Below are 11,732 nucleotides of genomic sequence, written 5' to 3'. Positions count from 1 at the left end.
CGGTCGGGTTCATCGTCTAGGATGACGATAAGGTGAGCGGATCAGGGCGGCGGGACGGCGGATGCAGGGCGGCATGACGGTGGACGAGACGCGGTCGATGCCGCGCGTGGCGGTGCTGCTGCCATGCTACAATGAGGAGGCCGCGATCGCCGAGACCATCGCCGGCTTCCGCCGCGCGCTGCCGGAAGCGACCATCTACGTCTATGACAACAATAGCCGCGACGGCACCGTCGCGGTCGCGCGCGCCGCCGGGGCGGTGGTGCGTACCGAGCGCATCCAGGGCAAGGGCGCGGTGGTGCGGCGCATGTTCGCCGACGTCGACGCCGACGTCTATGTCATGGCCGACGGTGACGCGACCTATGACTCCGCCTCGGCGCCCGCGATGGTCGCGCGCGTGCTCGACGAGCAGCTCGACATGATCGTCGGCACGCGCGTCGGCGAGGCGGCCGCCGCCTATCGCCGCGGCCACCGGCTCGGCAACAGCCTGCTCACGGGCATGCTCACGCGGCTGTTCGGCCGGAGCTTCAGCGACATCCTCAGCGGCTATCGCGTCTTCTCGCGCCGCTTCGTGAAGAGCTTCCCGGTGCTGTCGGTCGGGTTCGAGATCGAGACCGAGATCAGCGTCCACGCGCTCGAGCTCAAGATGCCGCTCGGCGAGGTCGAGACGCCCTATTACGCGCGCCCCGAAGGCTCGGTGTCGAAGCTCAGCACCTATAGCGACGGCTGGCGCATCCTGCGCACGATCGCGACCTTGTACCGGATCGAGCGGCCGCTGTGGTTCTTCGGCGGGGCAGGGGCGCTGCTCGCGCTGCTCGCGATGGTGCTCGCCGCGCCGTTGGCACTTACCTACGCGCACACGGGCCTCGTGCCCCGGCTGCCGACCGCGGTGCTGGTGACCGGGCTGATGATCCTGGCGGCGCTGTGCGGCTTCGCGGGGCTGATCCTCGATACGGTGGTGCGTGGTCGGCGCGAGGTGAGACGGCTCGCTTATCTCGCGCAGCCGGCGCCGCGGCGGGGCGCCGGCGACGGGGCTTGAACAAGCTGCGGCGAGCGCCGATGTTAGCCGCCTTCAGGGCATAAGAGAGTTATTCCATGCACAATCCGTTCGAGACCGGCGATTTCGCAGGCGCCTTGGCGCGCGCCGGCGTCGGCATGCAGCAGACCCAGGCCGGGCTCGTCCCCATCGTGATCGAGCAGTCGAACCGCGGCGAGCGCTCGTTCGACATCTTCTCCCGGCTGCTGCGTGAGCGGATCGTGTTCGTCACCGGCGGGGTAGAGGACGGCATGGCCTCGCTGATCTGCGCGCAGCTGCTCTTCCTCGAGTCGGAAAACCCGAAGAAGGACATCTTCATGTACATCAACTCGCCGGGCGGCGTCGTCACGGCGGGCATGGCGATCCATGACACGATGCAGTACATCCGCCCGCGCGTCGGCACGTTGTGCATCGGCCAGGCCGCGTCGATGGGCTCGTTCCTGCTCGCCGCGGGTGAGCCGGGCATGCGCGTCGCCACGACGAATAGCCGCATCATGATCCACCAGCCATCGGGCGGCGCGCAGGGCATGGCGGCGGACATCGAGATCCAGGCGCGCGAGATCCTGCGCATGCGCCACTTCCTGAACACGCTGTACGCCAAGTACACCGGCAAGCCGCTCGAGGAGATCGAGCGCGCGATGGATCGCGACAAGTTCATGAGCGCCGAGGAGGCCAAGGAGTTCGGCCTGATCGACGAGGTGTTCGACAAGCGTCCGGTACCGAGCGAGGACGTCAGCGCCGCGGCGTGATCCGTTCGACCGGCGCGGCCGACCGCGGCGCGCCGGTCTCCCGCGGCGGCGGACTCGGCGCCGCGGGTCAACGCTGCGCCGCTACGCCCTTGAAGCGGCGGGGCGGAGGATAGATATTGCGGTTCGGCGACAACGCGTGACCGCCTCGGCGACGGCCAGAATTACGTGGCTTTGTACGTTGTTGCTTAAGGTGCAGTGCGGTAGCCTGCGCCGCGCCCAGGGCAGGCGCCATGCCTGCGACGAAGGATGATCTGAATGACGAAACTCAGTGGCGGCGATAGCAAGAGCACGCTCTATTGCTCGTTCTGCGGCAAGTCGCAGCACGAGGTGCGCAAGCTGATCGCCGGCCCCACCGTGTTCATCTGCGACGAGTGCGTCGAGCTGTGCAACGACATCATCCGCGAGGAGACGAAGTCGGCGCTGGTCGCGAAGAAGGACGGCGGCGTGCCGACCCCGCAGGAGATCTGCGACGTGCTCGACGATTACGTCATCGGGCAGAAGCAGGCCAAGCGCGTGCTCTCGGTGGCGGTGCACAACCACTACAAGCGGCTCAACCACGGCGCGAAGGGCGCGGATGTCGAGCTCGCCAAGAGCAACATCCTGCTCGTCGGCCCGACCGGCTGCGGCAAGACGTTGCTGGCGCAGACGCTCGCGCGCATCCTCGACGTGCCCTTCACCATGGCGGACGCGACGACGCTGACCGAGGCGGGCTATGTGGGCGAGGACGTGGAGAACATCATCCTCAAGCTGCTTCAGGCGTCGGATTATAACGTCGAGCGCGCGCAGCGCGGCATCGTCTACATCGACGAGATCGACAAGATCAGCCGCAAGGCGGAGAACCCGTCGATCACGCGCGACGTGTCGGGCGAGGGCGTGCAGCAGGCGCTGCTCAAGCTGATGGAGGGCACCACCGCCAGCGTCCCGCCACAGGGCGGTCGCAAGCACCCGCAGCAGGAGTTCCTCCAGGTCGACACGACCAACATCCTGTTCATCTGCGGCGGCGCCTTCTCGGGTCTCGAGAAGATCATCGGCGACCGTCTCCAGGGCAAGTCGATCGGCTTCGGCGCCTATGTCGCCTCGCCCGAGGAGAAGCGCACCGGCGAGGTGCTGCGCCAGACCGAGCCGGAGGATCTGCTCAAGTTCGGCCTGATCCCGGAGTTCGTCGGCCGCCTTCCGGTGATCGCGACGCTCGAGGATCTCGACGTGCCCGCGCTGGTCAAGATCTTGGCCGAGCCGAAGAACGCGCTGGTGAAACAGTATCAGAAGCTGTTCGAGATGGAGGAGGTCAAGCTCGGCTTCACCGACGACGCGCTCACCACGGTGGCCAAGAAGGCGATCGAGCGCAAGACCGGCGCGCGCGGGTTGCGCTCGATCCTTGAGGCGATCCTGCTCGACACGATGTTCGATCTGCCCGGAATGGACTCGGTCGACGAGGTGATGATCGATCGCGACGTGGTGGAGGGGCGCAAGGAGCCGGTCCGCGTCTATGCCGAGAAGAAGAAGGCCGGCGAGGTCGCCTGATCGTTCCTTCGCCCCGGTGGTCGGCCGCGGTGGAGAGCGGCGGGTTCCTCCGGAACCTGCTGTCACCCCGGGCTTGGTCGGGGATCCATCGTGCCGCTCGTTCGGATAGGGTGGCGTAGGCCAAACGGTGGATCCTGAGATGAGCTCAGGATGACGCCGGTGGGCAAGGCATGATTTCTCGTCGCCGGCCTTTGGGGGCACGCAGGAGGGCGTCGCGGCACCACCGCGGCGCCCTTCTTCTTTGCTTATCATGTCCGGCGGATCGCACCGCCCGGCTCGCGCATTCCCTCGGGCATGGAGACGACGACCGACGCCCCGCTGCCGCCGCCCCCCACGCTGATGCCCTGGTGGGCGGTCGGCTTCCCGCTCGCCGGCCTCGTCGCGGTGCTCGCCAGCCTCGCCAAGTTTGGAAGCGTCGGCACGATCGCGGCGGCGGTGATACTGTTCGGCGCGGTGCTCGCCGCGGTCCACCACGCCGAGGTGGTGGCGCACCGCGTCGGCGAGCCGTTCGGCACGCTGGTGCTCGCGATCGCGGTGACCGTGATCGAGGTGTCGCTGATCGTCTCGCTGATGTTGTCCGACGCCGGGGATGCCTCGGCGTTGGCACGCGACACCGTGTTCGCCGCGATCATGATCATCCTCAACGGCATCATCGGCCTTTGCCTGATGGTGGGTGGGCTGATCCACGGCGAGCAGCGCTTCTCGTTGCGCGGCGCGAGCGCGGCGCTGTGCACGCTCGCTGCCCTGGCGATCCTGACGCTGGTCCTACCGAATTACACCTCGACCACAGCCGGGCCGAGCTATTCGACGTCGCAGCTGATCCTCGTCGCCGTGGTCAGCCTCTTCCTCTATGGCGTGTTCGTGATGGTGCAGACGCTGCGCCACCGTGACTATTTCCTCAGCGCCGAGGGCGAGGAGGATCATGGCGCCATACCCGACGCGCGCACCACCTGGACCGCTTTCACGCTGCTGCTCGTCGCGCTGGTCGCGGTGGTGCTGCTCGCCAAGGCGCTCTCGGCGACGATCGAGCACGCGGTGCTCGACGCCGGCCTGCCGCTCGCCGTCGTTGGCGTGGTCATCGCGGCGCTGGTGCTCGCACCGGAGAGCCTCGCCGCTGTCCGGGCCGCGCGGCGCAATCGGATCCAGACCAGCCTCAATCTCGCGCTCGGCTCGGCGTTGGCGACGATCGGGCTGACGATCCCGGCGGTAGCTATGGTCAGCCTGGTGCTTGACCTGCCGCTCGCGCTCGGTATCGGCGCGAAGAGCCTGGTGCTGCTCGCGCTCTCGCTGTTCGTCGCGACCATTTCGCTCGGGAACGGGAGGACGACGGTGCTACAGGGCGCCGTGCACCTGATGATCTTCGCGGTCTATCTGTTCACCACGGTGGTGCCATGAGCGGGCAGCTCACCGCGCCCGCTGTCGCGCCGCCAGCGCGATGCCGGCCGCGATCTGCAGCACCGCATAGGCACGCCGCCGCCCGGGCCGGTCGACGAACGGCGCGACGAGCGCCTCCGCGCCGAGCGCGCGTTCCTGCCAAAGTTTGACGTGGCGGCGGGGTTGGAGCAGCCCGAGGATGCCATCGCCGATCATGAAGACCGCCGCCATCTCGGCGCCGCGTCGTGCCAGCAAATGGCTCATCTCGAGGTCGTCGGTCGCGCGCGCCATGCCTGATATTCCTCCACTGCGACCGAGCGGCGCAGCACGCGCGCCGCCGGGTCGATCGTGACGTGCGCTCCGGCCGGGACGCGCACCTCGCCCGGCACCGCGACTCGCCGCACCCTCTCTCCGACCTGGACCTCGATCGGCATCGCGAAGGCGCGCTGTCGCTCGGTCTTCCAGGCCAGCCGCAGCACGTCGCCGTCTCGCGTCGCCAGCAGCTCGGGTAACGCGCGGTCGCGCAGATAAGTGTCGAAGAACCAGCGGTAATCCTTGCCGGTCACGCGCGCGACGATCGCCTCGAAGTCGCGCGTCGAGCCGTAGCGTGGGCGAAAGTTGCCGGGGCGCGGGTCCGGGCGGCCGTAGATCAGCCGTCGCACCGACTCGTAGAAGGCGGCGTCGCCGATCAGCCACCGCAACGTGTGGAGCGTCCACGACCCCTTGTAATAGATGTCGGTGCCCGCGCCGCCCTTGGCTGGCTCGTACACCTCTTCCTCGGTGAGCACGCGGTCGCGTACCACCGGCGCGCGGTTGGCGATCTGGTTGCGCTGTGCCTCGAGCATGACGGCGTAGCGCGCCTCGCCCTCGCGCCAGCGCCCGTAGAGCGGCTGCATGTAGCTGCCGAACCCCTCGTGCAGCCAGTAATCGTCCCAGTTCGCCGCGGTCAACTGGTTGCCGAACCACTCGTGCGAGAGTTCGTGGTGGAAGAGCCAGTCGAAGCCCTCGGGCGCCTTGGCATAGCCGTTGCCATAGGCGTTGATCGTCTGGTGCTCCATGCCTTTGTGCGGCGTCTCGACCACGCCGAGCTTCTCGTCGCCGAAGGGATAGGGGCCGATCACCGTCTCGAAGAAGTCGAGCGTCGGCGCGAACTCGGCGAAGAGCGCGCGCGCCTGCGCCTCTTCGCCGGGCAGGTACCAGTAAGCGAGCGGGATCTCGTTGCCGTAGCGGCTGCGGTAGCGGCCCTCGATCACCTCATAGGGGCCGAGGTTGATCGCGATGGCGTAGGTGTTGGGCTGGCGCGCGCGCCAGTGCCACACGCTTCGCCCATCGGGCAGCGCGTCGACGCCGAGCAGGCGGCCGTTCGATGGCGCCTTCAGCCCCTGCGGTGCGGTGATGTGGAGCAGAGCCTCGCCAGGCTCGCCCTCGGGGAAGTCGAGGCAGGGCCAGAGAAGGTCGCAGCCGTAGCCCTCGGTCGTGGTCGCGATCCAGGGATGACCGTCGGGCGTGGTGGACCAGACGATGCCGTCGTCCCACGGTGCGTTGACCGCGACGTGCGGCGTGCCGCCATAGGTGATGTCGACGGCGGCGGTCGCGTCCTTAGTCAGCGGCAACGCGAGCGCGAGCTGCCCGTCCGGGCGCTCTACCGACGTGGCGGGGAGCACGCGACCGTCCACCCTGACCGAGCGCACCGCATAGTTGGAATCGAGGTCGAGCAGCAGCCGCGGCACCGTGGCCGAAGCGCGCACAACGAGCCGGGCGCGCGCCGTCAGCGCCCGCCGCATCGGATCGAGCTCGAACCAGAGTTCGGCCGAGACGAGCCGAATGGCGGCCTGCTCAGGCGGACGGACGCCGCCCGACCGCTGCGTCTGTGCGGTGATCGCGGGCTCGCCCCTCCCGGGCAGGTGCAGCCGCTGCGCCGCGGCGGCGCCGCTCAACGCCAGCGCCAGCGCGGTCGCGAATACTGCCAGATTGATGCGGCGCCCCCACACACCATATAAAGGACCTTGGCCGTCCTCGTCGGGCGGCGCCGGAGTACCCATGACGTCCACTTTCCCCGTACTGCCGCTTCGCGACATCGTCGTCTTCCCGCACATGATCGTGCCGCTGTTCGTCGGGCGCGACAAGTCGGTCGCCGCGCTGGAGGCGGCGATGGCCGCGGACAAGGAGATCTACCTGGTCGCGCAGCTCGATCCGGCCGAGGACGACCCGTCGCGCGACGACCTCTACACGATGGGGGTCACTGCCACGGTGCTGCAGCTGCTCAAGCTGCCCGACGGCACCGTGCGCGTGCTGGTCGAGGGCAAGGCGCGGGCCACGCTGGAGACGCTGGAGGAGAGCGGGGCCTATCTCACCGCCACGGTCGCGCCGGTCGCCGACGCCGAGGTGGAGGGGCCGGAGCTGGCCGCGCTGATGCGCTCGGTAGTCGACCAGTTCGAGAATTATGCCAAGCTCAACCGCAAGCTTCCCGCCGAGCTGGCGGCGCAGCTGGCCGAGATCGCGAGCGCGGGGCAGCTCTCCGACACAGTCGCGGGCAACATCCAGGTGAAGGTCGCGGAGAAGCAGTCGCTGCTGATGGAATCCGATCCGCTCAAGCGGCTCGAGATGGCTTATGCGCTGATGGAGGGTGAGCTCGGCGTCCTCCAGGTCGAGAAGAAGATCAAGAGCCGCGTCAAGCGCCAGATGGAGAAGACGCAGCGCGAATATTATCTCAATGAGCAGCTCAAGGCGATCCAGCGCGAGCTGGGCAACGAGGGCGAGGAGGGCGAGGGCGATGAGATCGCCGAGCTCACCCAGAAGATCGCGACGCTGCGGCTCTCCAAGGAGGCGCGCAGCAAGGCGACCGCGGAGCTGAAGAAGCTGAAGACCATGGCGCCGATGAGCGCCGAGGCCACCGTCGTGCGCAACTACCTCGACGTGCTGCTTGGGCTGCCCTGGGGCAAGAAGAGCAAGATCAAGAAGGACATCGCCGCCGCGCAGGCGGTGCTGGACGAGGATCATTATGCGCTCGAGAAGGTCAAGGACCGCATCGTCGAATATCTCGCGGTGCAGGCGCGCACCAACAAGCTGAAGGGGCCGATCCTGTGTCTCGTCGGCCCGCCCGGCGTCGGCAAGACCTCGCTGGGCAAGTCGATCGCCAAGGCGACCGGGCGCGAGTTCATCCGCCAGTCGCTCGGCGGTGTGCGCGACGAGGCCGAGATCCGCGGCCATCGCCGCACCTATATCGGCTCGCTGCCGGGCAAGGTGGTCACCAACCTGAAGAAGGCGGGGACCAGCAATCCCTTGTTCCTGCTCGACGAGATCGACAAGCTGGGGCAGGATTTCCGCGGCGACCCGGCGTCCGCACTGCTCGAGGTGCTCGATCCCGAGCAGAACGCACGCTTCAACGATCATTATCTCGAGATCGACATCGATCTCAGTGACGTGATGTTCGTCTGCACCGCCAACTCGCTCAACCTGCCGCAGCCTTTGCTCGACCGCATGGAGATCATCCGGCTCGAGGGCTATACCGAGGACGAGAAGGTCGAGATCGCCGAGCGCCATCTGATCGCCAAGCAGGTGCAGGCGCACGGGCTCAAGCCGGGCGAGTTCACGCTCACCGACGAGGGGCTGCGCGCGCTGATCCAGCGCTACACGCGCGAGGCGGGCGTTCGCACGCTGGAGCGCGAGGTGGCCAAGCTGTGCCGCAAGGCGTTGCGCCAGATCCTCGAGGGCAAGGTCGCCAGCGTGACGATCACGCCCGACAATCTCGCCGACTTCGCGGGGGTGCAGAAGTTCCGTCACGGCCTGTCCGAGACCGAGGACCAGATCGGCGCGGTCACCGGCCTCGCCTGGACCCAGGTGGGCGGCGAGCTGCTGACGATCGAGAGCGTCACGGTGCCGGGCAAGGGCCAGGCCAAGGTGACGGGCAAGCTCGGCGACGTGATGAAGGAATCGGTTCAGGCTGCCTACAGCTTCGTTCAGGCGCGCTCTCCCTCGTTCGGGATCAAACCCAGCCTGTTCCACCGCAAGGACATCCACATCCACCTGCCCGAAGGCGCGGTGCCCAAGGACGGCCCGTCGGCGGGTATCGGGCTGGTCACCTCGATCGTCTCGACACTCACGGGTATCCCCGTGCGCAAGGAGGTGGCGATGACGGGTGAGGTGACGCTGCGCGGCCGCGTGCTACCGATCGGCGGGCTGAAGGAGAAGCTGCTCGCGGCGCTCCGCGGCGGGATCGAGACGGTGCTGATCCCGAAGGAGAATGAGAAGGACCTGACGGAGATACCGGCGAACATCCGCGAGGGGCTGCGGATCGTGCCGGTCAGTCACGTGGACGAGGTGCTCAAGCTCGCGCTGACCCAGCCGCTCGAGGCGATCGACTGGACCGAGGCGGACGAGCTGGCGGCGCTGCCGCCCGCGCCGATCACGCCCGTCGGCGGCGAGCTGCATCACTAATTTACATTAATGCGACGTAACTTACTGCCGCCGCGTCCCGTCTCGGGGCGCGGCGGTTTCGTTTGACTCGACGCCGGGCGCGCGCCTTACTGGAGGGATGCGGGCCACGCTCCGCGAATCCATCACGAATGCGTAACGGTAAGGAACGGGGTCTCTTCGCATGAACAAACAGGAACTGATCGCGCAGGTCGCGACGGCGGCCGGGCTCGGCAAGAGCGAGGCGAGTCGCGCGGTCGAGGCGGTGTTCGACGCGATCTCGACGAGCCTGAAGAAGGGGGATGAGGTGCGCTTGGTCGGCTTCGGCACCTTCGCGGTCAGCCGGCGAAAGGCGTCGACGGGGCGCAATCCGCGCACCGGCGAGCCGATGACGATCAAGGCGTCGAGCCAGCCCAAGTTCAAGGCGGGCAAGGTGCTGAAGGACTCGCTCAATTAAGTGCTGGACAGGGCCGGCGCGCTCCCGTAGTTGCGCCGCTCCCGACGCGGATGGGCGCGTAGCTCAGCGGTAGAGCACACCCTTCACACGGGTGGGGTCACAGGTTCAATCCCTGTCGCGCCCACCATCCGATCGGCCCGAACGCCCCGCTCGTTTCCGTGACGGGCGGGGCTTCTCGTATGTGGCGCCTGTCATCGTGAGCGATGTCCTGGAACAGCGTGCTCTTGCGTCAGCAGGAGTCCGGCGGGACTAGCCTCGGCGTTCGCGGCTTTGGGTTCCTGCGCGCGCAGGAACACGCGCCTGACACCGGCCTGGTCCCACTTCGGGGCACGATCGTCTCTGTCACGTAAGCGTAACGGAAACGACGCCGAACCGTCTTTGAAGACTCATTCAGCTGTCATCCTGCGCGCCTAGCGGCGCTGCTCAGGGAGCGAGCGGGCGCACACAGTTCGACTCGCCGCACCGGGCCCCAGCGCGGGGCTCGTCCTAACAGGGAGTGAGTCATGGTCAGCTTCAGCCGTCGCAGCAAGTTCCTGCTGGCGACCTCCGCCACGTTGTTCCTCGCCTCGTGCGGCGCGGACGACGTCGCCTCGCCGGGCGCTGGCAGCCTGCCGATCACGATCGTTCAGCCCGCGCCGACGCCGACGCCGACTGGCACCGCCACGCCGACCGCGCTGACCAACGCGCAGATCGCGCTGGCGACGACCCAGTCCGGGGTCACCGTGACCGCCGACGAACAGGTCGCGATCCTCAACGCCGGCCAGAACAACAATCTGCAGGGCTTCGGCAACACGCTCAACGGCGTTTATCCGATCAGCGGCACCTCGCTGGCGGCCGCTAGCAACCCGCAGACGGTGCTCGGCAACACCAGCTTCATCCAGAACACCAGCTATGTAGGCGCGCTGAGCGGCCCGAACGACTCGGCCTTCTCCGGCTGGACCTGTAGCTCGACCGCGGCGAGCTTCCTCAACAGCGCGAGCTGCACCGCGGTGCCTGCCATCGGGACCGGCGGTTCGGCGGCGGCCTGTCCGGCCGGCACGACCGACGACGGTCTGGTGCAGACCTTCCGCGCCTGTCGTCTGCCGCAGCAGATCACCTCGGACTTGACGCTGCCGAAGATCGCCGGCGTGTTCTACCGCTTCCGCGGGCAGACCGAGGTGGGTGACATCAACGCCACCACGGGTGTGACGCTGACCATAGCGGCAGGCGTCGTCCTCGCCGCCGACTCGTCCGAGACGTCGAACGACCTTCTGCTGGTGAACCGCGGCAGTCGCCTCAACGCCGTGGGCACCGCCGACGCACCGATCATCTTCACCGCCCAGCAGAATCTCGCCAGCAATGGCGTTTCGGATGCGACCCAGGGCCTGTGGGGCGGTGTGGTCCTACTCGGCCGTGCGCCGACCGCGGTATGCGCCGCGGGCACCGGCCCGAACGACGCCAACGGCAGCTCGCCGACCTGCCAGCAGGCGATCGAGGGCGTTACCGGCCGTTTCTACGGCGGCACCAACCAGGCGGACAGCTCGGGCACGCTCCAGTACGTGCAGATCCGCTATACCGGGATCGCGATCAGCGAGGGCAACGAACTGCAGGGCCTGACGCTCGGCGGCACCGGCTCGGGCACGACGATCGATCACGTCCAGAGCCATAATTCGTCGGACGATGGCGTCGAGATCTTCGGCGGGGCGACCAACCTGAAGTACTTCGTCGTGACCGGCGCCGACGACGACGGGTTCGACGTCGACAATGGCTGGCGCGGCTTCATGCAGTTCATCATCGCCGCGCAGAAGGCGTCGGGCTCCACCGCCGACTCGTTCGCCACCGAGATCGACTCAAACGGAGCCGAGGACCTGCTGCCGCGAACCTACGGGCGCTACGCCAACTTCACCTTCGTCCAGACGAACTCGGCGCCCGCCGCGATCCGCCTGCGCGGCGGTGCGGACTTCGCATTCGTCAACGGTGTCGTGAAGACGGCGAGCGGCGGTGCCTGCGTCAACATCATCGCCGGCGCGGGCGACGGTGCCACGCGTACCACGATCCGCGCCGCGGACAGCGCGCTCCAGGACGTCGGGCCGCCGACCTTCAACTCGGTCTACTTCCAGTGCCAGGGCCGCTGAGGCGCCACCAGCCCTCGTGATGCTCGGCGGAGCCCGGGGAGCGCCTCTCAGCGCCGCCCCGGGCCCGCTCA

General features: G+C 67.9%; 9 protein-coding genes and 1 tRNA gene. 8 read left to right on the top strand and 2 right to left on the bottom strand.

Annotated elements, in window-relative coordinates; translation table 11 throughout:
• The first annotated feature begins 73 nt into the window (after positions 1 to 73).
• The 4 genes from KZ820_RS02300 to KZ820_RS02285 all read left to right on the top strand — a co-directional run bounded on the left by KZ820_RS02300 (position 74) and on the right by KZ820_RS02285 (position 4,698).
• Complete coding sequence (locus KZ820_RS02300; protein ID WP_219747081.1) at positions 74 to 1,036, top strand: glycosyltransferase family 2 protein; 963 nt, start codon at positions 74 to 76, stop codon at positions 1,034 to 1,036.
• 56 nt (positions 1,037 to 1,092) lie between these two features.
• The gene (locus KZ820_RS02295) at positions 1,093 to 1,782 is read left to right on the top strand and encodes an ATP-dependent Clp protease proteolytic subunit (protein ID WP_207913325.1); all 690 of its coding nucleotides are present in this window, start codon (positions 1,093 to 1,095) and stop codon (positions 1,780 to 1,782) included.
• Positions 1,783 to 2,037: 255 nt separating this feature from the next.
• Positions 2,038 to 3,303, top strand: a complete 1,266-nt coding sequence (gene clpX, locus KZ820_RS02290) for an ATP-dependent Clp protease ATP-binding subunit ClpX (RefSeq protein WP_183920667.1) — start codon at positions 2,038 to 2,040, stop codon at positions 3,301 to 3,303.
• A gap of 294 nt (positions 3,304 to 3,597) precedes the next feature.
• Entirely contained in the window at positions 3,598 to 4,698 is a 1,101-nt protein-coding gene (locus KZ820_RS02285; protein WP_258047692.1) for a calcium:cation antiporter, read from the top strand.
• Positions 4,699 to 4,707: 9 nt separating this feature from the next.
• Here the strand turns inward: KZ820_RS02285 and KZ820_RS02280 are convergent, their stop codons facing one another.
• Both KZ820_RS02280 and KZ820_RS02275 read right to left on the bottom strand, forming a co-directional pair.
• Complete coding sequence (locus tag KZ820_RS02280) at positions 4,708 to 4,968, bottom strand: hypothetical protein (RefSeq protein WP_219747080.1); 261 nt, start codon at positions 4,966 to 4,968, stop codon at positions 4,708 to 4,710.
• A complete protein-coding gene (locus KZ820_RS02275; protein WP_219747079.1) occupies positions 4,938 to 6,719 on the bottom strand; it encodes a M1 family metallopeptidase in 1,782 nt (593 codons plus the stop codon). The genes KZ820_RS02280 and KZ820_RS02275 overlap by 31 nt, the downstream gene beginning before the upstream one ends.
• Here KZ820_RS02275 and lon point away from each other — a divergent pair.
• The 4 genes from lon (at position 6,718) to KZ820_RS02255 (ending at position 11,661) form a co-directional block, all read left to right on the top strand.
• Positions 6,718 to 9,114, top strand: a complete 2,397-nt coding sequence (gene lon / locus KZ820_RS02270) for an endopeptidase La (protein ID WP_219747078.1) — start codon at positions 6,718 to 6,720, stop codon at positions 9,112 to 9,114. The genes KZ820_RS02275 and lon overlap by 2 nt on opposite strands.
• Before the next feature lie 160 nt (positions 9,115 to 9,274).
• Complete coding sequence (locus KZ820_RS02265) at positions 9,275 to 9,547, top strand: HU family DNA-binding protein (protein ID WP_183920663.1); 273 nt, start codon at positions 9,275 to 9,277, stop codon at positions 9,545 to 9,547.
• 52 nt (positions 9,548 to 9,599) lie between these two features.
• Positions 9,600 to 9,674: transfer RNA gene (locus KZ820_RS02260), tRNA-Val, on the top strand.
• A 376-nt stretch (positions 9,675 to 10,050) separates the two neighbouring features.
• Positions 10,051 to 11,661, top strand: a complete 1,611-nt coding sequence (locus tag KZ820_RS02255) for a beta-helix domain-containing protein (protein ID WP_219747077.1) — start codon at positions 10,051 to 10,053, stop codon at positions 11,659 to 11,661.
• Positions 11,662 to 11,732 lie beyond the last annotated feature (71 nt).

The sequence above is a fragment of the Sphingomonas citri genome (genome assembly GCF_019429485.1).
Taxonomy (GTDB): domain Bacteria; phylum Pseudomonadota; class Alphaproteobacteria; order Sphingomonadales; family Sphingomonadaceae; genus Sphingomonas; species Sphingomonas citri.
The sequence above is the reverse complement of the archived record's forward strand: the minus strand, read 5'-3'. Positions and strand labels throughout refer to the sequence as shown.